Origin of the sequence: Enterobacter sp. HMSC16D10, from assembly GCF_001807145.1 — a bacterium.
Taxonomy (GTDB): domain Bacteria; phylum Pseudomonadota; class Gammaproteobacteria; order Enterobacterales; family Enterobacteriaceae; genus Enterobacter; species Enterobacter roggenkampii.
This window is the reverse complement of the sequence record NZ_KV787924.1, coordinates 109,201-131,284: the sequence shown is the minus strand read 5'-3', so window position 1 is coordinate 131,284 and position 22,084 is coordinate 109,201. Positions and strand designations below refer to the sequence as shown.

Here is a 22,084-nt window from a genome sequence, read left to right as displayed (position 1 = left end):
TATAGAGATTACTGCCGCTAAATTGGCCAGATATTGTCGATGATGATCTGAAGGGTGCGGTTACCGCGAAACTCGTTGATGTCCAGTTTGTACGCCAGCTCGACCTCGCGCACGCCGTTGTCCGGCCATACCGCCGTGTCAACGTTAAAGGCAATACCGTCCAGCAGCGGGCCGCCGCCGACCGGTTCAACCATCACCTTCAGATGACGTTCACCGACGATACGCTGCTGCAGCAGGCGGAAACGGCCGTCGAACAACGGCTCCGGGAACATCTGCCCCCATGGACCGGCATCGCGGAGCATTTGCGCCACGTCCATCGTCATCTCAAGCGGTGAGAGCTCGCCGTCGGACACCACTTCCCCCTGCAGCAGGGCCGGGTCAATCCAGTCGGTGACCAGCTCGCCGAACAGGCGCTGAAACTCGTCGAATTTCGCCTCTTCCAGCGACAGGCCTGCCGCCATCGCATGGCCGCCGAACTTGATCATCAGGCCCGGATACAGCGTATCGAGCCGTTCCAGCGCGTCGCGCATGTGCAGACCCTGAATCGAGCGGCCAGAGCCTTTCAGCGTGCCGTCGCCCGCGGGGGCGAACGCAATCACCGGGCGGTGGAAGCGCTCTTTTATGCGCGACGCCAGAATGCCGACCACGCCCTGATGCCACTCGGGATGGTACATCGCCAGGCCGCCCGGCAGCGTGTCGCCGCTGCGCTCCAGTTTTTCGCACAGGGTCAGCGCTTCGGCCTGCATTCCCTGCTCAATCTCTTTACGTGTCTGGTTCAGGGCGTCCAGCTCGTTGGCCAGCACGCGCGCCTCACCAAGGTTGTCGCACAGCAGCAGCGCGACGCCAACGGACATATCGTCCAGTCTTCCGGCCGCGTTCAGGCGCGGCCCGAGCGCAAAGCCCAAATCGCTTGCCGCCAGCTTGAGCGGGTCGCGGTTGGCGATTTCCAGCAGCGCCTTGATCCCCGGACGGCACTTGCCCGCCCGGATACGGCTCAAGCCCTGCCAGGTCAAAATACGGTTATTGGTATCGAGCGGCACCACGTCAGCGACGGTACCCAGCGCCACCAGATCGAGATATTCGGCCAGGTTCGGTGCGGCAATACCGCGGGAGTCGAACCAGCCCTTGTCGCGTAACAGGGTACGCAGCGCCAGCATCAGATAAAACGCCACGCCTACGCCCGCGAGGGATTTCGACGGAAAATCACAGTCGCGCAGGTTGGGGTTAATAATCGCGTCGGCGGCAGGCAGCGTTTCACCGGGGAGATGGTGATCGGTAACCAGCACCGGGATCCCCAGCGCGTGGGCATGATCGACCCCCGCATGGGAAGAGATCCCGTTATCGACGGTCATGATCATCTGCGCACCGCGGGCGTGGGCCTGATCGACCACTTCCGGGCTGAGTCCGTAGCCGTCTTCAAAACGGTTCGGCACCAGATACGTGACGTTATCGCAGCCCAGCGCGCGCAGGCTGAGCACGCTCAGCGCGGTGCTGGTTGCGCCGTCGGCGTCGAAATCCCCTACTACCACAATGCGCGTGTTCTCACGCAGGGCGTTGTAGAGCATTTCAGTGGCTTTTTCGATGCCGTTCAGCTGCTGCCAGGGCAGCATCCCTTTTACGCTACGTTCAAGATCCTCAGCACGACGCACGCCGCGGCTGGCGTAGAGACGCTTCAGCAGCGGCGGGAGATCGTCCGGCAAATCAATCGGTTCAACCGCCTCGCGGCGGCGCAATTTTATCGGGGCTTTCACGCGGATTATTTACCACTAACCTGTTTCTGGTGCGCGTCGAGGAACTCTTTCATCTCTTTTGGTCCCTGATAGCCCGGAACGACGTACCCGTTGCTCAGGACAATCGCTGGCGTACCGCTCACGCCAAACTGCACGCCCAGCGCGTAGTGGTTAGCGATATCAATGTCGCAGGAGGCCGGCTTAACGCCTTTGCCGTTCATCGCGTCGTCAAACGCTTTATTCCGGTCTTTTGCACACCAGATGGCCTTCATGTCCTGCTCCGGCTGGCTCTGCACGCCCGCGCGCGGGAAGGCCAGATAGCGCACGGTAATACCCAGCGCGTTGTAGTCTTTCATCTCTTCATGCAGCTTGTGGCAGTAGCCGCAGGTGATATCGGTGAAGACGGTAATAACGTGTTTTTCCTGCGCCGCCTTATAGACGATCATCTCTTTTTCGAGCGCGTTCAGGTTTTTCATCAGCAGCTGGTTGGTCACGTTGACCGGCTGCGCGCCGCTCACGTCGTACATTGGCCCCTGAATAATGTGTTTGCCATCTTCGGTGACGTACAGCACGCCGCTGTTGGTCAGTACCGTTTTCATCCCGGCGACCGGTGCTGGCTGAATATCGCTGCCGGTGACGCCAAGCTTAGCGAGCGACTGTTTGATAGCGGCGTCGTCAGCATGGGCGAAACCGGTGAAGGAGGCTGCCAGCAGGGTGAACAGCGCGAAACTCTTTTTCATAGTTGATCCTGTTACAATTCGTCGGCACTCACGCACGAGGGTGGTGCTGTTGGTGTAGCTGCCGCAGGCGTTCCGTCGCGACATGGGTGTAAATTTGCGTCGTGGAAAGATCGCTATGTCCCAGCAGCATCTGCACCACGCGTAAATCCGCGCCGTGGTTGAGCAGATGCGTCGCGAAGGCATGACGCAATACGTGCGGCGAAAGCTTTTCACTGTCGATACCGGCCAGTGTGGCGTAATGCTTGATGCGATGCCAGAACGTTTGCCGCGTCATCTGCTGTGCGCGCTGGCTCGGAAACAGAACGTCGATAGACGCGCCGTTGAGCAGCCACGGGCGACCGTGCTCCAGATACGTTTCCAGCCAGTAAACCGCCTCTTCGCCCAGCGGCACCAGCCTTTCCTTGTTTCCTTTACCGATGACGCGCACCACGCCCTGACGCAGGCTGATGTCGCTCATCGTCAGGCCAACCAGCTCCGAAACGCGCAGGCCGGTAGCATACAATAGCTCAAGCATGGCTTTATCGCGTAACTCCAGCGGCAGGTCAACAGCCGGTGACTGTAATAATCTCTCAACTTGTGCTTCGCTGAGATCTTTCGGCAGCCGCTGCGGAAGTTTGGGGGATGCCAGCAGCGCGCTGGGATCGTCTTCGCGGATCTTCTCACGGTAGAGATGCTGGAACAGCCGACGCATGGCGCTGAGCAAGCGTGCAGAGCTGGTGGCTTTGTATCCCCCTTCTACACGTTCACCGAGCAGCGCCTGCAGGTCGTCGCTTTGCGCGCTCGCCAGCGAGAGCTGCCGACGGGCCAGCCACTCCACCAGCATGGTAAGATCGCGCCGGTAGGCGCTGAGCGTATTCTCGGCCAGATTTTTTTCCAGCCACAGCGCGTCGAGAAACTGTTCAACGAGTGCGAGATCCTTTTCCACATCAGCCCCTTTGGTTCTGCAGTCAGGCCATTATGCCTGATTGTGACCGGTTTCTGGTACACTACGCGCAAAGTCAAAGCATGAATTGAGATAGTTACGCGATGAATATTGGTCTGTTCTATGGTTCCAGCACCTGCTACACCGAAATGGCGGCAGAGAAAATTCGCGACATCATTGGCCCGGAACTGGTGACGTTGCATAACCTGAAAGATGACGCGGTCGCGCTGATGGAACAGTACGATGTACTGATCCTGGGCATCCCAACCTGGGATTTTGGTGAGATACAGGAAGACTGGGAAGCCATCTGGGATCAACTCGATTCAGTCAATCTCGACGGCAAGATCATTGCCATGTACGGCATGGGAGATCAGCTGGGTTACGGGGAATGGTTCCTGGACGCACTCGGCATGCTGCACGACAAGCTGGCGCCGAAAGGGGTGTCGTTCATCGGCTACTGGCCAACCGAAGGTTACGAGTTCACCAGTAAAAAACCGATTATTGCCGACGGCGAGCTGTTTGTTGGGCTCGCGCTGGATGAAACCAACCAGTACGATCTTAGCGATGAACGTCTGCAAACCTGGTGCGAGCAGATTCTCGGCGAAATGGCAGAAAAGTTTAGCTAACGCGCGCTACCCCTGCGTCGTCTGCTGCAACAGCATCCGGCGCAGGTCTCGCCATTCGGCAGCATCCATACTGTCAGCCGCCAGCCAAAGATGCTGGCACCGCCCGCCGTCCACCTTGCGTAACCGTAACATCATGCCGCAGTTGAGCATCCAGGGCATACCGAGAATATCCCACTCTTTTCCCTGCCAGCGCAGGCGGGAATCCATCAGTAACTTGATCTCTCCCTGACGGGCATTAATGCGACGCTGGCTGCGTACGCTGTCAAAAACGACAAACGAAAGTAGCAGCAGCCACAGCGGCGTATAGCTCAGCGGCCACGGCATCAGTAACACAAAGGCCGCAACCAGGCCGTGGAGCAATAAAGACATCCACTGCGAGCGCCACGAGACGCGAAGATCAGATTGCCACAGGACCACGTTCCCGATTCCGTGTTTGAATTAATTGCACCATCCGTTGCAACTCGGTGTCGGCGGGTTTGCCGTGGTTCATCAGCCAGTTGAATAAATCCGGATCGTCAGACTCAAGCAGGCGAACAAACAGACGCTTATCGTCGTCGCTTAAGGTGTCATACTCATATTCGAAGAAAGGCATGATGGAAATATCAAGTTCACGCATGCCGCGACGGCACGCCCAGTGAATACGGGCCTTGTTGTTAATATCCATGTTCAGTTTCCTGCATTACGTTTGGCACAGTCGGTACCCCATTCGGTGTTCTTTATTTCTCTACGGGGACACCAGCTAGTGTAACGTGTTTTTGACCGTTTCATTACTGGAATATTGCGATCAACGAGCAGGCTTCCAGAATAATCCCTACAAACACAGCGGATTACACTATTTTGCGTGGCGCTACGCAGAACCGATTTATGGCACAAATGGCCTGTTGAAAGCGCTTGCATTGCCTGCAGGCTCTTTTACCATTAGGCATTATCAAAGCGTTAAGCAATTCAGGATATCGTTATGGCCTTTACACCATTTTCTCCTCGCCAGCCCGCCGCCTCTGCGCGTCTGCCGCTGACGCTTATTTCTCTTGATGACTGGGCGCTGGCAACGCTCACCGGTGCCGACGCCGAAAAATATCTGCAGGGCCAGGTGACCGCCGACGTCAGCCAGATGACCGAACACCAGCACCTGCTGGCCGCCCATTGCGACCCAAAAGGCAAAATGTGGAGCAACCTGCGTCTGTTCCGCCGTCAGGACGGCTTTGCCTTTATTGAGCGCCGCAGCCTGCGAGACGCCCAGCTCAAAGAGCTGAAAAAATACGCGGTCTTTTCCAAAGTCACCATTGCCGCAGACGACGAACATGTCCTGCTGGGTGTGGCCGGCTTCCAGGCGCGTGCGGCGCTGAAAAACCTGTTCAGCGAACTGCCGGATGCCGAAAAGCCGCTCGTCAGCGAAGGCGCCACCTCAATCCTGTGGTTTGAACACCCGGCGGAGCGTTTCCTGTTAGTCACGGATGCGGCAACTGCCGAACGCGTGACCGAAGCGCTGCGCGGCGAAGCGCAGCTCAACAACAGCCAGCAGTGGCTGGCGCTGAACATCGAAGCGGGTCTGCCGATCATTGACGCTGCAAACAGCGCGCAGTTTATTCCTCAGGCAACGAACTTACAGGCGCTGGGCGGCATCAGCTTTAAAAAAGGCTGCTACACCGGCCAGGAGATGGTCGCGCGTGCGAAATTCCGCGGGGCAAACAAACGCGCGCTGTGGACGCTGGCGGGACATGCCAGCCGCGTCCCTGAAGCGGGTGAAGATTTAGAGCTGAAGATGGGTGAAAACTGGCGCCGTACCGGCACCGTATTAGCCGCCGTACAGCTGGATGATGGACGTCTTCTGGTGCAGGCCGTTATGAACAACGACATGGAAGCGGACAGCGTGTTCCGCGTGCGTGACGATGCGAACACGCTGAGCATCGAGCCGCTGCCGTATTCTCTGGAAGAGTGATGCTGTATCGCCCGGTGGCGCTGCGCTTACCGGGCCTACTTATCCCGTAGGTCGGGTAAGGCGAAGCCGCCACCCGACGAAAAACTACACCTGCCCCACGTACAAATAAATCGCCAAAAAGTGGCACACGCTGCCGCCCAGCACAAAGCCGTGCCAGATAGCATGGTTGTACGGAATGCGCTTGCAGACGTAGAAAATGACGCCGAGCGAATACACCACGCCGCCTAAGGCCAGAAGCGTTACGCCCCCTATCGACAGTTTGATTGCCAGCTGGTACACCACGATCAGCGACAGCCAGCCCATGGTCAGATAGGTGACCAGCGACAGCACCTTAAACCGGTGCGCGATGGTGAGCTTAAACAGGATCCCGAGCAGCGCCAGGCTCCAGATAACGATCATCAGCCCGCGCGACAGCGGTGAGTTGAGCCCCACCAGCAGAAACGGCGTGTAGGTACCTGCAATGAGAAGGTAGATAGCGCAGTGGTCAAATTTCTTGAGCCACATCTTGGCCCGCTGATGCGGGATCGCGTGATACAGCGTCGAGGCCAGAAACAGCAGGATCATGCTCCCGCCATAGAGGCTGTAGCTGGTAATCGCCATCGCGCTGGCATCGGCGTCTACCGCCTGCACCAGCAATAACACTAAACCGACAATCCCAAACACCAGGCCAATGCCGTGGCTGATGCTGTTGGCTATTTCCTCAGCCAGCGAATATCCCTGTGCGATTAATGGTCTGCTCACCATACAAAACTCCGGGAAAACAAAAGATGATTATTCATCGCATCACTATGCTAACTGAGAATGATTCCAGTGAACACCTGTTAGCTAAAATAATTTCACTTCAGGATTTATACCTAAAAATCATAGGTATAAATGAATTTTTCACCTAACATTTGTTCACGTTAAAATTTAACCATTAAGAATCAAGAGCATAAAAATGGATCCTGCCGTCTGGCCGCATGTTATGATGGATACATGAGGTCTGAATAAGAGTTATGCCACTGTGAGTATGTTCACCCACTCCGCCATTGCCAGTCTCAATAACCTGGAGATGATGGTCTACAACTATGTCATTAAAAACCGTGACAAAGTCATGTACATGACCATCCGCGAGCTGGCGGATGCGGCGGGTGTCTCGACGACCACCATCCTGCGCTTTTGCCGCAAGCTTAACTGCGAAGGCTACTCGGAGTTTCGCGTTCGCTTTAAGCTTTATCTTGAACAAAACGAGCCCCAGCAGGCGAACTTTGGCGCCAGCGAAATAATCAGCTTCTTTAAAAGCGTAAATAATGAAGAGTTCGACGCGTTATTAGATAGTGCGGTCGATATTATTTTATCGTCGGAACGCATTATATTTGTCGGCGCAGGAACGTCAGGCTCGCTGGCAAAATATGGCGCACGTTTCTTTTCTAATATCGGAAAATTCAGTAACCATATTGATGACCCTTATTTCCCGGTCACCAATGACATGGCGAAAAATGCGCTGGCGATTGTGCTCTCCGTCTCGGGTGAGACCGAGGAAATCCTGCGCTTCGCCAGCCAGTTTAGCCTGCATCACTGCAAGGTGCTCTCCATTACCAGCCACGAGCACTCGCGTCTCGCAAAACTGGCGGACTTTAATCTCTCCTGGCACGTTCCCCAGACGCGTATTGCAGGCGTCTACGATATCACCACGCAAATTCCCGTTATCTATATTCTGGAATCTCTCGGCCGTAAGCTGGCGAAGAAACTTGCAGAATAAAACATCCTGTTTTTTTGATGTGACAAATCACATTATGCCCAATTTGTTATATCGTGACATTTAATTTCGCTTTGCTAGACTCGATGCCAATAAGCCATTTATTGAGAATAGCAGCGATGAAAAAATTGACCTTACCAAAAGATTTTTTATGGGGTGGCGCGGTTGCCGCTCACCAGGTTGAAGGCGGCTGGAACAAAGGCGGCAAAGGACCAAGCATTTGCGACGTATTAACCGGCGGCGCACACGGCGTGCCGCGCGAAATCACGCAGGACGTGGTGCCGGGAAAATACTATCCCAACCATGAGGCGATTGATTTCCACGGCCATTACAAAGAAGACATCAAGCTGTTTGCCGAGATGGGCTTCAAGTGTTTCCGCACCTCGATTGCCTGGACGCGTATCTTCCCGAACGGTGACGAAACGCAGCCAAACGAAGAAGGGCTGAAGTTTTACGACGACATGTTCGATGAGCTGCTGAAATACAACATCGAACCGGTGATCACCCTCTCCCACTTCGAAATGCCGCTGCACCTGGTGAAGGAGTACGGCAGCTGGACCAACCGTAAAGTGGTCGATTTCTTCGTGCGCTTCGCGGAAGTGGTCTTCGAGCGCTACAAAAACAAGGTCAAATACTGGATGACCTTCAACGAAATCAACAACCAGCGTAACTGGCGCGCCCCGCTCTTCGGCTACTGCTGCTCGGGCGTGGTCTATACGGAACATGAAAATCCGGAAGAGACCATGTACCAGGTCCTGCATCATCAGTTTGTGGCCAGCGCCCTGGCGGTGAAGGCCGCGCGCCGCATCAACCCGGAGATGAAAGTCGGCTGCATGCTGGCGATGGTGGCGCTCTATCCGTTCTCCTGCAAACCGGAAGACGTGATGTTCGCCCAGGAATCGATGCGCGAGCGCTACGTCTTTACCGACGTCCAGCTGCGCGGCTACTACCCGTCCTACGTGCTGAACGAATGGGAGCGTCGTGGCTTCTCCATCAAAATGGAAGCGGGTGACGAGCAGATCCTGCGCGAAGGCACCTGCGACTACCTGGGCTTCAGCTACTACATGACCAATGCGGTGAAGGCGGAAGGCGGTACCGGCGATGCCATTTCCGGTTTCGAAGGCAGCGTGCCGAACCCGCACGTGAAGGCGTCCGACTGGGGCTGGCAGATTGACCCGGTGGGCCTGCGCTATTCCCTGTGCGAACTGTACGAGCGTTACCAGAAGCCGCTGTTTATCGTTGAAAACGGCTTCGGTGCCTACGACAAGGTGGAAGAAGACGGCAGCATCAACGATGACTATCGCATCGACTACCTGCGTGCCCACGTGGAGGAGATGATCAAAGCCGTCACCCACGATGGCGTCGATCTGATGGGCTATACGCCATGGGGCTGTATCGACTGCGTGTCGTTCACCACCGGCCAGTACAGCAAGCGCTACGGCTTTATCTACGTGAACAAGCACGACGACGGCACGGGCGACATGTCGCGTTCCCGCAAGAAGAGCTTCGAGTGGTATAAAGGCGTGATTGCCAGCAACGGCGAGGCGCTGTGATTTTTTGCCCGGTGGCACTGCGCTTACCGGGCCTACACGAATAGGAGGCCGGGCCGCCACCCGGCTTATTTCCCGCCCGCTAACTCAATAAAACTCCCCGTCACGTACGACGCCTTTTCGCTCAGCAGCCAGACAATCGCCTGGGCGACCTCTTCCGGCTGGCCGCCGCGCTGCATCGGCAGTAACGCTTTCACGCGGTCCACTCGCCCCGGTTCTCCGCCCGAAGCATGAATATCGGTATAGATCAGGCCCGGACGGACGCAGTTGACGCGAATGCCCTGCGCCGCCACCTCCAGCGACAGCCCCGTTGTCAGCGAATCCACCGCCCCCTTGGACGCGGCGTAATCCACATATTCACCCGGTGCGCCCAGGCGGGACGCCGCGGAAGAGACATTCACTATCGCCCCGCCCTTGCCGCCATGTTTGAAGGACATGCGTTTTACCGCTTCCCGGCAGCAGAGGAAGTAGCCCGTAACGTTGGTCGCCAGGACGCGGTTAATGCGCTCGGCGGAGAGATTCTCAATGGTGGATTGCTCAAACAGAATCCCCGCATTATTGACCAGCGCGGTCAGCGGCTCGCCTTCACGATCGAGGCTTTCAAACATCGCCAGCACCTGAGCTTCATCACTGATGTCTGCCCGAACGGCAAAGGCTTTACCGCCCGCCTCAACGATCTGGTTGATCACGTCCGTTGCGGCCTTAATGTTGTGATGATAGTTGACCGCCACGGTGTAGCCTTCGCGGGCCAGCTGCAGCGCGGTGGCCTTCCCAATGCCCCGGCTGGCGCCGGTCACAAGTGCAATGCCCATTTTCTTCTCCCAATATAAAAGCCGGGTGGCGGCTTCGCCTTACCCGGCCTACGTTACTACATCAGCAATGTTACTGGTATTCGCTCATCGGCACGCAGGAGCAGAACAGGTTACGGTCGCCGTAGACATCATCAAGACGCTTCACGGTCGGCCAGTATTTGTTCGCCACGCCTGCCGGGAAGACGGCCAGCTCGCGGGAATAGCCGTGGTTCCACTCGGCCACCAGCTCGTGCTGGGTGTGCGGAGCGTTGACCAGCGGGTTATCTTCCAGCGTCCACTCGCCGTCCTGCACGCGGTCAATTTCCATGCGGATGGCCAGCATCGCGTCGATAAAGCGGTCCAGCTCGGCTTTACTTTCGGACTCTGTTGGCTCCACCATCAGCGTGCCCGCAACCGGGAACGACATGGTAGGCGCGTGGAAGCCGTAGTCGATCAGGCGTTTGGCAATATCCAGCTCGCTAATGCCGGTCTGCTCTTTCAGCGGACGAATATCGAGGATGCACTCGTGCGCCACGCGACCGTCGCGGCCGGTGTAGAGCACCGGGAAGGCAGACTTCAGGCGCGTCGCAATGTAGTTGGCGTTCAGAATAGCCACCTGGCTCGCCTGCTTCAGCCCTTCCGCACCCATCATGCGGATGTACATCCAGCTGATTGGCAGGATAGAGGCGCTACCGAACGGTGCCGCAGAGACCGCGCCCTGACGGGTCAGCATGCCTTCGATCTGCACCACGCTGTGGCCTGGGACAAACGGTGCCAGGTGCGCTTTCACGCCGATTGGGCCCATGCCCGGGCCGCCACCGCCGTGCGGGATGCAGAAGGTTTTGTGCAGGTTAAGGTGCGACACGTCCGCGCCGATAAAGCCCGGAGAGGTAATGCCCACCTGCGCGTTCATGTTCGCGCCATCGAGGTATACCTGACCGCCGAACTGGTGCACCACTTCGCACACTTCACGGATGGTCTCTTCGTACACGCCGTGGGTGGACGGATAGGTCACCATGATGCACGAGAGCTTGTCGCCCGCCTGTTCGGCTTTCGCGCGCAGGTCAGCCAGGTCGATGTTGCCGTTCTTATCGCACGCGACCACCACGACTTCCATGCCCGCCATCTGGGCTGAAGCCGGGTTGGTGCCGTGGGCGGAGCTTGGGATCAGGCAGATATCGCGATGGCCTTCGTTGCGGCTTTCGTGATAGTGACGGATTGCCAGCAGGCCCGCATATTCACCCTGCGCGCCGGAGTTCGGCTGCATGCAGAGCGCGTCGTAACCGGTCAGCTTCACCAGCCAGTCGGAAAGCTGGTTAATCATCACGTGATAACCTTCCGCCTGCTCCGGCGGGCAGAACGGGTGCAGCTCGGAGAATTCAGGCCAGGTGATCGGGATCATCTCTGCCGCGGCGTTCAGCTTCATGGTGCAGGATCCCAGCGGGATCATCGCCTGGTTCAGCGCCAGATCCTTGCGCTCCAGAGAGTGCATGTAACGCATCATCTCGGTCTCGCTGTGGTAGCGATTGAAGACCGGGTGCGTCAGGATGGCGTCGTTACGCAGCATGCTGTCCTGAATGGAGCGGCTGTCGAGCGCAACTTCTTTGTCGAGTGCGTCAATGTCCAGACCGTGCGCGTCACCCAGCAGCACGCTGAACAGATTCAGGATATCGTCACGGGTGGTGCTTTCATCCAGCGTAATGCCGACGGCGTTGTGGATGTCGCTGCGCAGGTTGATCTTTGCCGCGTCCGCGCGGGCCAGCACGGCGGCTTTGTCCGCCACGTCCACGCACAGCGTGTCGAAATAGTGGGTATGGCGCAGCTTAAGACCTTTTTGCTGCAGGCCGCAGGCCAGAATATCGGCCAGGCGGTGAATGCGGCTGGCAATGCGTTTCAGGCCTGCCGGGCCGTGGAACACGGCGTACAGGCTGGCGATGTTTGCCAGCAGAACCTGCGAGGTACAGATGTTGGAGTTCGCTTTCTCGCGGCGGATATGCTGCTCGCGGGTCTGCATCGCCATGCGCAGCGCGGTATTACCGGCAGCGTCTTTGGAGACGCCGATAATACGGCCAGGCATGGAACGTTTGAATTCATCTTTCGCGCCGAAGAACGCCGCGTGCGGGCCGCCGTAGCCCATCGGTACGCCGAAGCGCTGCGCAGAGCCGAATACGATATCCGCGCCCTGTTTGCCCGGTGCCGTCAGCAGCACCAGCGCCATAAAATCGGCGGCAACGCTGACAACCACCTTGCGGGATTTCAGCTCGGCAATCAGCGCGCCGTAGTCGTGCACTTCGCCGGTGGTGCCCACCTGCTGCAGCAGCACGCCGAAGACGTCCTGGTGATCCAGCACTTTGTCAGCGTCATCGACGATCACGTCAAAGCCGAAGGTTTCCGCACGGGTGCGCACCACGTCCAGCGTCTGCGGATGCACGTCCGCCGCCACGAAGAAGCGGTTGGCATTTTTCAGCTTGCTCACGCGCTTCGCCATCGCCATCGCTTCGGCGGCGGCGGTCGCTTCATCGAGCAGAGACGCGGAGGCGATATCCATACCGGTCAGATCCAACGTTACCTGCTGGAAGTTCAGCAGCGCTTCCAGACGACCCTGGGACACTTCTGGCTGATACGGCGTATAGGCGGTGTACCAGCCCGGGTTTTCCAGCATGTTGCGCAGGATCACCGGCGGCAACTGCACGTTGGTGTAGCCCATGCCAATGTAAGACTTATAGCGCTTGTTCAGGCCGGCGATAGCCTTCAGCTCCGCCAGCGCGGCGAACTCCGTGGTGGCTTCCCCCACCTGAGGCGGCGTGGCTAGCTGGATGTCTTTTGGCACAATCTGGCCGATCAGTGCGTTTAATGAATCCGCGCCAACCGTCTTCAGCATCTCCTGCTGTTGCTGAGCATCCGGCCCAATGTGACGTTCAATGAAGGCGCCACGGTTTTCAAGCTGGCTTAAAGTCTGTGTCATGAGCGATGGTTCCTGAAACGTGCAGTGAATCGTAGTTATCTGTAACGCTGTTGCCCGGTGGCGCTAACGCTTACCGGGCCTACGTTGATCTCCAGGCCGGATAAGCGCAGCGCCATCCGGCACAACGTTATTCGTCTTCCAGTAGTGCTTCGTATGCGGTCGCATCCAGCAGCGCGGCAACCTGGGATTCGTCGCTGGCTTTGATCTTGAAGATCCAGCCGCCTTCATAAGGCTCGCTGTTGACCAGCTCCGGGGAGTCGCTCAGCGCGTCGTTGACCGCAACAATCTCACCGCTTACCGGCGCGTAGATGTCTGATGCCGCTTTTACGGACTCCGCCACGGCGCAGTCGTCGCCCGCGCTCACGGTCGTGCCCACGTCAGGCAGGTCAACAAACACCATGTCGCCCAGCAGCTCTTGCGCGTGCTCGGTGATCCCGACGGTGTAAGTGCCGTCCGCCTCTTTGCGCAGCCACTCGTGTTCTTTGCTGTATTTCAGTTCTGCTGGCACATTGCTCATTGAAGTTCTCCTGATAAAAATAGTTAGGCGACCGGCTTACCGGCGCGAACAAAAATCGGTTTGGTCACGTTGACCGGCATTTCGCGGTTGCGGATTTGCACCACCGCCGTTTCGCCAATGCCTGCCGGCACGCGTGCCAGTGCAATACTGTAGCCCAGCGTCGGTGAGAAGGTTCCGCTGGTGATCACGCCTTCGCGAGGATTGCCGTCAGCATCGGTAAAACGTACAGGCAGCTCGCCGCGCAGCACGCCTTTTTCCTTCATCACCAGGCCAACCAGCTGTTCAGTGCCCTTCTCGAGCTGCATCTCCAGCGCTTCACGGCCAATAAAGTCACGGTCAGCCGGTTCCCACGCGATGGTCCAGCCCATGTTGGCGGCCAGCGGAGAGACGCCTTCGTCCATCTCCTGACCGTAGAGGTTCATGCCCGCTTCCAGACGCAGCGTATCGCGCGCGCCCAGGCCCGCAGGCTTCACGCCCGCCTCCACCAGCGCACGCCAGAAATCAGCGGCCTTTTCGTTCGGCATCGCAATTTCGTAGCCCGCTTCACCGGTGTAGCCGGTGGTGGCGATAAACAGATCCCCCGCCTGCACGCCGAAGAACGGCTTCATGCCTTCGGTGGCTTTACGTTGCTCATCGTTGAACAGATACGCGGCTTTCGCCTGCGCGTTTGGCCCCTGCACGGCGATCAGCGACAGGTCATCACGGACGGTGATGTCGATGGCATACGGTTCGGCGTGTTGGGTGATCCAGGAGAGGTCTTTTTCGCGGGTGGCGGAGTTTACAACGAGGCGGAAGAAATCTTCGGTGAAGTAGTAGACGATAAGGTCATCAATCACGCCGCCCGAGGCATTCAGCATGCCGGTATAGAGCGCTTTACCCGGCGTCTTCAGTTTGGCGACGTCGTTTGCCAGCAGATAACGCAAAAACTCCCGGGTGCGGCTACCGCGCAGATCGACAATCGTCATATGGGACACGTCGAACATACCGGCATCGGTGCGCACCGCGTGGTGCTCATCAATCTGCGAGCCGTAGTGCAGCGGCATCATCCAGCCGTGGAAGTCCACCATTCGGGCGCCGCACAACACGTGTTGTTCGTACAAAGGAGTCTGTTGAGCCATCTTGTCCTCGTTGAAAAATTCACCGTGAAACCCGGTATCGGCCCCGCGTTCGGGCACCGACGCAAACGTTCTCTTTTACCTGAACTTACCACCGAAAACGGCGGTTAACCATAAGGTAAAACGGGCCATCACATTAGCTTATGACCAAAAAACGCTGAAAAGCCTACAGAGTTATTCACTGGAAAAATGCGATTAACCCCGCACAAAATTAACATCGCGCTAACAGGATTTAGCACATGGTGATATTTCATGCGGAAAAACGGGCTGAATTTCCGCAACCAGAAAAACGCGACATTAGATTATCTAATGCGAAAAATGGCGTGAAATTAGAATATTTCAAACGAGGGAATTTCCCCGGCGCAGAGGCCGGGAAAAGAAAGTGTGACAGGGGTCTACATTAACGCAGCCAGTCCGGGAGGTCGTTCAGACCCATCGCCTGACGGAGGAGTTGAGGTTTAACACCCGGAAGGGTGTCAGCAAGCTTAAGGCCGATGTCGCGCAGCAATTTCTTCGCCGGATTTGACCCGGCAAACAGCTCGCGGAAGCCCTGCATGCCCGCCAGCATCATCGCCGCGCTGTGCTTGCGGCTGCGCTCGTAGCGACGCAGGTAGAGATGCTGGCCGATATCTTTGCCTTCACGATGCAGGCGACGCAGCTCTTCTACCAGTTCCGCCGCGTCCATAAAGCCAAGGTTGACGCCCTGCCCGGCCAGCGGATGGATGGTATGCGCCGCATCCCCCACCAGCGCCAGACGGTGCGCCGCAAACTGGCGCGCGTAGCGGCCGGTTAACGGGAATACCTGGCGCTCGCTTTCAAGCGTGCACAGGCCAAGGCGGTTATCAAAGGCCACGCACAGCGCCTGGTTAAAGGCCTCCGGCGTCGCCTCATGCATCTGCTGGGCTTTTTCCGGCACCAGGGACCAGACAATTGAGCACAGGTGCGGATCGGCAAGCGGCAGGAACGCCAGAATGCCGTCGTTGTGGAAAATCTGGCGCGCCACGCCGCCGTGCGGCTCTTCGGTACGGATCGTCGCGACCAGAGCATGATGGCGGTAATCCCAGTACGTCAGCGGGATATCGGCTTTATTACGCAGCCAGGAGTTGGCACCGTCAGCACCGACCACCAGACGCGCGGTCAGCATGTCGCCACTCTGCAGGGTGATAAACGCCTCGTTTTCGCCCCACGCCACCTGCTGGATCTGCGCAGGCGCAATCAGCGTCACGTCGCTGCACTGCTGTGCTTTCTGCCACAGCGCGTGGTGGATCACCGCGTTTTCAACGATGTGCCCCAGATGGCTATAGCCCATGCTTTCATCATCAAAAGCAATATGACCAAAGCTGTCTTTATCCCACACTTCCATGCCGTGATAGCAGCTGGCGCGGTGCGCCACAATGTCTGCCCAGACGCCAAGGTGCGTCAGCAGCTTTTCGCTGGCCGCATTGATCGCCGAGACGCGGAGTTCCGGCGGCGCATCTGGTGCAACGGGCTGAGGCTGCTTTTGCTCCAGCACCGCCACGCGCAGGCCGCTGCCCTGTAATCCGCAGGCCAATGCCAGTCCAACCATTCCGCCGCCAACGATGGCGACATCAACATTTTGCACGGTGATAACTCCTTAACGCGCGACCCAACCCAGGGTCCGCTGCGCCAGCACGTCACGTGCCGGAATGAATAGTTCCATCGCCATCAGCCCAAGGTTGCGACCCGCAACCAGCGGTGCCCAACGATTGGCAAAAAGATGGACCAGACCATCGGTCACACCGATGGTGGCCTCTTTATCCACCTGTCGGCGCTTCTGGTAATGACTCAGCACCGAATACGCCCCACAGTCTTTTTGCTCGCCCCACGCCTGCGCCAGTGATTCGGCCAGGCTCATGACATCGCGTAAGCCAAGGTTGAAACCTTGCCCCGCGATAGGGTGCAGCGTCTGCGCGGCATTACCGACGAGCGCCAGACGATGGGAGATTGACTGAGACGCCGTAGTAAGCGAAAGCGGGTAGACCGTCCGCTTGCCGGCATGGGTAATACGCCCCAGCCGCCAGCCAAAGGCTTTCTGCAGCTCGGTACAAAAACGTTCGTCGGACCAGGCCTTAACCTCTTCCGCCTTATCCTGCGGGTGACACCAGACCAGGGAACAGCGCCCGTCCGACATCGGCAGCATCGCCAGCGGGCCATGCTGCGTAAAGCGCTCAAAGGCCCTGCCGTTGTGGTCAGCTGCGGTAGCGACGTTCGCAATGACCGCCACCTGGCCGTAAGGCTGCTGGCGCCACTCCACGCCACACTGGGTGCCGAGCGACGAGCGCGAACCGTCCGCAGCGACCAGAAGCTGGCCTTCAAGGGCGGTGCCGTTTTCCAGCGTCACGCTGACCGACGCTTCGCTTCGGCTCACGCTGGCCACGCGCGCGGGGCAATGCAGCGTGACGCCCGGCGCGTCCTGGAGCAGGCGGAACAGACGTAATCCGACGTCGTGCAGCTCAACAACCTGACCCAGGGCATCAATCCGGTAATCCTGCGCCTCCAGCGTGACAAAGCCTGCATGTCCGCGATCGCTGACGTGAACGGTCCCGATCGCCGTAGCACGGTCGGCAATCGCCTGCCAGATCCCAATGCGGGAAAGCTGCTGGCAGGTGCCCTGCGCCAGCGCAATGGCGCGAGCATCAAAACCGGGGTGGTTCGACGCCTCTGGCGCAACGGCTTCTACCAGGTGCACCGGAAGCTGGCCCTGCGTCATATGCGAAATGGCCAGCGCCAGCGTGGCCCCGGTCATGCCGCCGCCCACGATAATCACGCTCATGCGCGTGCCGCTGCCATCAGCGCCTCGATATCGTCAGCGTTTTTCACGACGCTGGCGGTCAGGTTTTCGTTACCGGTTTCGGTAATCACGATATCGTCTTCAATACGAATGCCAATCCCGCGGTATTCTTCTGGCACGTCGGCATCCGGCGCGATGTAGAGACCCGGCTCCACGGTTAACACCATGCCCGGCTCCAGCACGCGCGAACGGTCGGTGCCGTATGCGCCAACGTCATGCACGTCCAGCCCCAGCCAGTGGCTCAGGCCGTGCATGAAATACGGTCGGTGCGCATTTTCAGCAATCAGGGTGTCGACATCCCCTTTCAGGATCCCGAGCCTGACCAGACCGGTAATCATGATGCGCACCACTTCGCCGGTCACTTCCTGCATGGAAGTCCCCGGACGATACAGTTTGAGCGCTGTCTCAAGGGATTCGAGAACAATGTCGTAAATCGCGCGCTGTGCCGGCGAGAATTTACCGTTCACCGGGAAGGTACGGGTGATGTCCCCCGCATAGCCCTGATATTCGCAACCGGCGTCAATCAGCACCAGATCGCCGTCGCGCAGCGCACTTTCGTTTTCGGTGTAGTGCAGAATGCAGCCGTTTTCCCCGCCGCCGACAATGGTGTTGTAGGAGGGATAGCGCGCGCCGTGGCGGTTAAATTCGTGGTGAATTTCGCCTTCCAGCTGGTATTCGAACATCCCGGGACGGCATTTCTCCATGGCGCGGGTGTGTGCCAGCGCGCTGATTTCGCCCGCGCGGCGCATCACATTTAGCTCTTCCTCAGACTTGAACAGGCGCATCTCATGCACCACCGGACGCCAGTCCGTCAGCGTGGCCGGTGCGGACAGGTTCTGGCGCGAGCCTTTGCGCAGCTTATCCAGCGCGGTGAAGACAATCTCATCGGCGTAGGCATATTCGCCCTGCGCGTGATAGAGCACGTCGAGGCCGTTAAGCAGCTGGTAGAGCTGCTGGTTGATTTCGCTAAACGCCAGCGCCCGGTCAACGCCCAGCTTCGCCGGCGCGGCCTCCTGGCCCAGGCGGCGGCCAAACCAGATTTCGGCCGTCAGGTCGCGCACGCGGTTGAAAATCACGCTGTGGTTGTGGGTGTCATTGCTTTTAATCAGCACCAGTACCGCTTCCGGCTCGTTAAAGCCGGTGAAGTACCAGAAATCGCTGCTCTGGCGATAGGGATATTCGCTGTCGGCGCTGCGCGTCACTTCGGGCGCGGCAAAAATTAGCGCGGCGCTGCCCGGCTGCATTTTCGCCAGCAGCGACTGACGGCGGCGCGAATACTCTTGACTCGAGATAACCATGACACCCTCCTGTGCGTTATTTTTCTTAATGTAAGGTTGGCTTACGAACTTCCGGTGCGGTCGGCTGTGAGCGCGTAAAGTTGTCGTGGCACAGCAGTGCCGCCACGCGCACGTACTCGATGATCTCTTCGAGAGACATTTCCAGCTCTTCCTGGTCTTCGTCTTCATCGTAGCCAAGCTGGGCAATGTTGCGCAGGTCGTCGATCGCCTCACCCGCTTCGCCGGTCACTTTATCCAGTTTAGGCTGCGTGACGCCCAGCCCCAGCAGATAGTGGTTTACCCAGCCGGCCAGCGCATCGGCGCGATCGAACACGCTGACGTCGTCGCCGTCAGGCAGATAAAGCTGAAAAAGGAAGCCATCGTCTTCCAGCGAATCGCTGATGGCGGCGTGCATTTTACGCAGCGCATCCGCCAGCTCGTGACCAAACGCCAGCCCTTCATTCGTGAGGTCGTGGATCAGCGGCTGCCAGGAGCTGTCGCTGTTTCCGCCGCACAGCATGCCACTGATCAGACCGTGCATTTCGGCAGGGGTTAAACCGACTCCCTGCTGGTTCAGTAACTGGTTTAAATCCTTGTAACCAGGCATTTCGTTCTGTATAGACATGCGCATTCGTCATCATTGGGGGGAAGTTTCATGATATGCTACCACTTTGGACCCTGGTGATACCAGAAAAGGGCTTGTATCTTCACATCAGGGTAGCTATAGTGTCGCCCCTTCGCAGCCCCCGGGGCAGTAAGCGAAGGCAGCGCAGTCAATCAGCAGGAAGGTGGCATGTCTGCACAACCCGTCGATCTCCAGATTTTTGGCCGTTCACTGCGAGTGAATTGTCCGCCTGAACAAAGGGATGCTTTGAATCAGGCTGCGGACGATTTGAATCAGCGGTTGCAAGATCTAAAAGAACGCACTAGAGTCACAAATACTGAGCAGCTGGTTTTCATCGCCGCGTTGAACATCAGCTATGAACTGACTCAGGAAAAAGCGAAGACCCGCGACTACGCGGCAAGCATGGAGCAGCGCATAAAAATGCTCCAGCAGACCATAGAACAAGCATTGCTTGATCAAGGTCGCAATCCCGAAAGACCGGGACCCAAGTTTGAATAACACTTCTCAGTTGACTATGGTAGAGTAACTGTGAAGACAAAATTTCTCTGAGATGTTCGCAAGCGGGCCAGTCCCCTGAGCCGATATTTCATACCACAAGAATGTGGCGCTCCATGGTTGGTGAGCATGCTCGGTCCGTCCGAGAAGCCTTAAAACTATGACGACACATTCACCTTGAACCAAGGGTTCAAGGGTTACAGCCTGCGGCGGCATCTCGGAGATTCCCTCTCTTTTCTTCTACCGACTACCATGACTCAATTCCCTGAAGTTTCAGCTTCACGCCAGGACATTCGTCAGCTCATTCGTCAACGCCGTCGTGCGTTAACCCCAGAACAGCAAGCGCATTTTGCCCAGCAGGCCGCCGCCCGTATGATGGCGTATCCCCCTGTCGTGATGGCGCGCACGGTTGCCCTGTTTCTGTCGTTTGACGGCGAGCTGGACACCCAACCGCTGATAGAGCAGCTCTGGCGCGCCGGGAAGAAGGTATACCTGCCGGTGCTGCACCCGTTCAGCGAAGGCAATCTGCTGTTTTTGCACTATCATCCGCACAGCGAGCTGGTGGTGAATCGTCTGAAAATCACCGAGCCGAAACTCGACGTGCGCGACGTGCTGCCGCTGTCACAGCTGGATGTGCTGATTACGCCGCTGGTGGCGTTTGATGAGCAGGGACAGCGCCTGGGAATGGGCGGTGGTTTTTACGACAGAACGCTACAAAACTGGCAGCAGTATGGGTTGCAGCCGGTAGGCTACGCGCATGATTGCCAGGGCGTGGAGGCGTTGCCGGTGGAGAAATGGGATGTGCCGTTACCGGCGGTGGTGACGCCCAGTAAAACGTGGCTTTGGTAGCATAAAGCCGGGTGGCGGCTGCGCCTTACCCGGCCTACGTAAATCCTCAAACATTGTAGGTCGGGTAAGCGTAAGCGCCCCCCGACACCACAGACCGCACCATCAGTAAAGCAGACGCGCGCGAATCGTCCCTGGAATGGCCTTCATGCTCAGCAACGCTTTCTCGGCCACATCGTCATCCGCTTCGATATCAATGACCACATAGCCCATCTGCGAGTTGGTCTGCAGATACTGCGCGGCAATGTTGACGCCCTGCTCGGCAAAGATCTGGTTGATCGCGGTGAGCACGCCTGGACGGTTTTCGTGGATGTGCAGCAGACGACGACCGCCGTGCAGCGGCAGAGACACTTCCGGGAAGTTCACCGCAGAGAGCGTAGAACCGTTGTCGGAGTATTTGCTCAGCTTACCTGCCACTTCCAGACCGATATTCTCCTGCGCTTCCTGCGTAGACCCGCCGATGTGTGGCGTCAGGATCACGTTGTCGAACTCGCACAGCGGAGAGGTGAACGGATCGCTGTTGGTGGCGGGCTCCGTTGGGAAAACGTCGATGGCCGCCCCTGCCAGATGCTTACGCTTCAGCGCATCGCACAGCGCAGGGATATCGACCACCGTGCCGCGCGCGGCGTTAATCAGCAGTGAGCCCGGCTTCATCAGCGCCAGCTCTTCTGCGCCCATCATGTTTTTGGTGGACGCATTTTCCGGCACGTGCAGACTTACCACGTCACTCATGTTCAGCAGGTCAGACAGGTGTTGAACCTGGGTGGCATTGCCTAAAGGCAGCTTGCTTTCGATATCGTAAAAATAGACATGCATACCGAGAGATTCCGCCAGAATCCCCAGCTGGGTACCGATGTGACCATAGCCGATGATACCCAGTTTTTTCCCACGGGCTTCGTAGGAGCCCGCAGCCAGTTTGTTCCAGACGCCGCGGTGTGCTTTGGCGTTAGCCTCCGGAATGCCGCGCAGGAGCAGCAGCAGTTCGCCAATCACCAGCTCCGCCACGGAACGGGTGTTAGAGAACGGGGCGTTGAAGACAGGAATACCGCGTTTCGCAGCAGCATTCAGGTCAACCTGGTTGGTACCGATGCAGAAGCAGCCGATAGCCACCAGCTTTTCCGCCGCGGCAATCACATCTTCAGTCAGGTGAGTACGGGATCGCAGGCCAATGAAGTGGGCATCACGGATGGACGCTTTCAGCTCTTCGGTATCGAGCGCGCCTTTGTGAAATTCGATGTTGGTGTAACCTGCCGCACGAAGGCTATCGATTGCTTTTTGATGCACGCCCTCGACCAGCAGGAATTTAATCTTGTCTTTCTCCAGTGATACCTTTGCCATTTACCCGACCCTGTTTTTGTCTGAACTGATGTTGTGCTGGATATAAATCCGCTGTAGC

The 22,084-nt window shown here is 57.8% G+C and carries 21 protein-coding genes and 1 other RNA gene; 7 read left to right on the top strand and 15 right to left on the bottom strand.

What is annotated here, in order from left to right:
* Positions 1-17 precede the first annotated feature (17 nt).
* Genes recJ through xerD form a run of 3 tightly spaced genes read right to left on the bottom strand, consistent with a single transcriptional unit; the run spans position 18 to position 3,395 of the window.
* Complete coding sequence (gene recJ / locus HMPREF3143_RS24395; RefSeq protein ID WP_008499707.1) at positions 18-1,751, bottom strand: single-stranded-DNA-specific exonuclease RecJ; 1,734 nt, start codon at positions 1,749-1,751, stop codon at positions 18-20.
* Between the two features lie 5 nt (positions 1,752-1,756).
* A complete protein-coding gene (dsbC, locus tag HMPREF3143_RS24390; RefSeq protein WP_008499708.1) occupies positions 1,757-2,470 on the bottom strand; it encodes a bifunctional protein-disulfide isomerase/oxidoreductase DsbC in 714 nt (237 codons plus the stop codon).
* 28 nt (positions 2,471-2,498) lie between these two features.
* Positions 2,499-3,395, bottom strand: a complete 897-nt coding sequence (gene xerD, locus HMPREF3143_RS24385) for a site-specific tyrosine recombinase XerD (protein WP_008499709.1) — start codon at positions 3,393-3,395, stop codon at positions 2,499-2,501.
* A 101-nt stretch (positions 3,396-3,496) separates the two neighbouring features.
* Between xerD and fldB the strand changes: the two genes are divergently transcribed.
* Complete coding sequence (fldB, locus tag HMPREF3143_RS24380) at positions 3,497-4,018, top strand: flavodoxin FldB (RefSeq protein ID WP_008499710.1); 522 nt, start codon at positions 3,497-3,499, stop codon at positions 4,016-4,018.
* Between the two features lie 6 nt (positions 4,019-4,024).
* Here the strand turns inward: fldB and HMPREF3143_RS24375 are convergent, their stop codons facing one another.
* Together HMPREF3143_RS24375 and sdhE are read right to left on the bottom strand one after the other, a co-directional pair.
* A complete protein-coding gene (locus HMPREF3143_RS24375; protein ID WP_021242050.1) occupies positions 4,025-4,435 on the bottom strand; it encodes a protein YgfX in 411 nt (136 codons plus the stop codon).
* Positions 4,416-4,682 carry an FAD assembly factor SdhE gene (sdhE, locus tag HMPREF3143_RS24370; RefSeq protein WP_006178375.1) on the bottom strand — a complete coding sequence of 89 codons (267 nt, stop codon included), beginning with the start codon at positions 4,680-4,682 and terminating at the stop codon, positions 4,416-4,418. The genes HMPREF3143_RS24375 and sdhE overlap by 20 nt, the downstream gene beginning before the upstream one ends.
* A gap of 294 nt (positions 4,683-4,976) precedes the next feature.
* Here sdhE and ygfZ point away from each other — a divergent pair, with 294 nt between their 5' ends.
* A complete protein-coding gene (ygfZ, locus tag HMPREF3143_RS24365; RefSeq protein WP_045335240.1) occupies positions 4,977-5,957 on the top strand; it encodes a tRNA-modifying protein YgfZ in 981 nt (326 codons plus the stop codon).
* Between the two features lie 84 nt (positions 5,958-6,041).
* Here the strand turns inward: ygfZ and HMPREF3143_RS24360 are convergent, their stop codons facing one another.
* Positions 6,042-6,701 carry a PAQR family membrane homeostasis protein TrhA gene (locus HMPREF3143_RS24360; RefSeq protein ID WP_008499713.1) on the bottom strand — a complete coding sequence of 220 codons (660 nt, stop codon included), beginning with the start codon at positions 6,699-6,701 and terminating at the stop codon, positions 6,042-6,044.
* 265 nt (positions 6,702-6,966) lie between these two features.
* Between HMPREF3143_RS24360 and HMPREF3143_RS24350 the strand changes: the two genes are divergently transcribed.
* A complete protein-coding gene (locus tag HMPREF3143_RS24350; protein WP_021242053.1) occupies positions 6,967-7,698 on the top strand; it encodes a MurR/RpiR family transcriptional regulator in 732 nt (243 codons plus the stop codon).
* Positions 7,699-7,814: 116 nt separating this feature from the next.
* Positions 7,815-9,248, top strand: a complete 1,434-nt coding sequence (bglA, locus tag HMPREF3143_RS24345) for a 6-phospho-beta-glucosidase BglA (protein ID WP_023294510.1) — start codon at positions 7,815-7,817, stop codon at positions 9,246-9,248.
* Between the two features lie 65 nt (positions 9,249-9,313).
* On the opposite strand, the gene HMPREF3143_RS24340 is transcribed toward bglA, so the two are convergent.
* The 8 genes from HMPREF3143_RS24340 to HMPREF3143_RS24305 form a co-directional block, all read right to left on the bottom strand.
* Complete coding sequence (locus HMPREF3143_RS24340; protein WP_032675464.1) at positions 9,314-10,057, bottom strand: SDR family oxidoreductase; 744 nt, start codon at positions 10,055-10,057, stop codon at positions 9,314-9,316.
* Positions 10,058-10,127: 70 nt separating this feature from the next.
* Positions 10,128-13,001, bottom strand: a complete 2,874-nt coding sequence (gcvP, locus tag HMPREF3143_RS24335; protein WP_032664330.1) for an aminomethyl-transferring glycine dehydrogenase — start codon at positions 12,999-13,001, stop codon at positions 10,128-10,130.
* 127 nt (positions 13,002-13,128) lie between these two features.
* Positions 13,129-13,518, bottom strand: a complete 390-nt coding sequence (gene gcvH, locus HMPREF3143_RS24330) for a glycine cleavage system protein GcvH (protein WP_008499718.1) — start codon at positions 13,516-13,518, stop codon at positions 13,129-13,131.
* A gap of 23 nt (positions 13,519-13,541) precedes the next feature.
* Positions 13,542-14,636, bottom strand: coding sequence for a glycine cleavage system aminomethyltransferase GcvT (gcvT, locus tag HMPREF3143_RS24325; RefSeq protein WP_070534412.1), 1,095 nt, complete (start codon positions 14,634-14,636; stop codon positions 13,542-13,544).
* A 397-nt stretch (positions 14,637-15,033) separates the two neighbouring features.
* Entirely contained in the window at positions 15,034-16,236 is a 1,203-nt protein-coding gene (ubiI, locus tag HMPREF3143_RS24320; RefSeq protein ID WP_058657783.1) for an FAD-dependent 2-octaprenylphenol hydroxylase, read from the bottom strand.
* 12 nt (positions 16,237-16,248) lie between these two features.
* Positions 16,249-17,427: a 2-octaprenyl-6-methoxyphenyl hydroxylase gene (gene ubiH / locus HMPREF3143_RS24315; RefSeq protein WP_070534410.1), complete on the bottom strand. Its 1,179-nt coding sequence runs from the start codon at positions 17,425-17,427 to the stop codon at positions 16,249-16,251.
* Positions 17,424-18,737 carry a Xaa-Pro aminopeptidase gene (pepP, locus tag HMPREF3143_RS24310; protein WP_102135196.1) on the bottom strand — a complete coding sequence of 438 codons (1,314 nt, stop codon included), beginning with the start codon at positions 18,735-18,737 and terminating at the stop codon, positions 17,424-17,426. Before pepP ends, ubiH begins: the two co-directional genes overlap by 4 nt.
* 31 nt (positions 18,738-18,768) lie before the next feature.
* Positions 18,769-19,347, bottom strand: coding sequence for a YecA/YgfB family protein (locus HMPREF3143_RS24305; protein WP_139145889.1), 579 nt, complete (start codon positions 19,345-19,347; stop codon positions 18,769-18,771).
* Between the two features lie 168 nt (positions 19,348-19,515).
* On the opposite strand from HMPREF3143_RS24305, the gene zapA reads away from it, so the two are divergent.
* The 3 genes from zapA to HMPREF3143_RS24290 all read left to right on the top strand — a co-directional run bounded on the left by zapA (position 19,516) and on the right by HMPREF3143_RS24290 (position 20,691).
* On the top strand, positions 19,516-19,845 hold the full coding sequence (gene zapA, locus HMPREF3143_RS24300) for a cell division protein ZapA (RefSeq protein ID WP_006811891.1): 330 nt from the start codon (positions 19,516-19,518) through the stop codon (positions 19,843-19,845).
* A gap of 41 nt (positions 19,846-19,886) precedes the next feature.
* Positions 19,887-20,070, top strand: a non-coding RNA gene (gene ssrS / locus HMPREF3143_RS24295) — 6S RNA.
* Positions 20,071-20,094: 24 nt separating this feature from the next.
* The gene (locus HMPREF3143_RS24290; RefSeq protein WP_021242061.1) at positions 20,095-20,691 is read left to right on the top strand and encodes a 5-formyltetrahydrofolate cyclo-ligase; all 597 of its coding nucleotides are present in this window, start codon (positions 20,095-20,097) and stop codon (positions 20,689-20,691) included.
* A 102-nt stretch (positions 20,692-20,793) separates the two neighbouring features.
* Here the strand turns inward: HMPREF3143_RS24290 and serA are convergent, their stop codons facing one another.
* Positions 20,794-22,026: a phosphoglycerate dehydrogenase gene (gene serA / locus HMPREF3143_RS24285; protein WP_021242062.1), complete on the bottom strand. Its 1,233-nt coding sequence runs from the start codon at positions 22,024-22,026 to the stop codon at positions 20,794-20,796.
* Between the last annotated feature and the right edge of the window lie 58 nt (positions 22,027-22,084).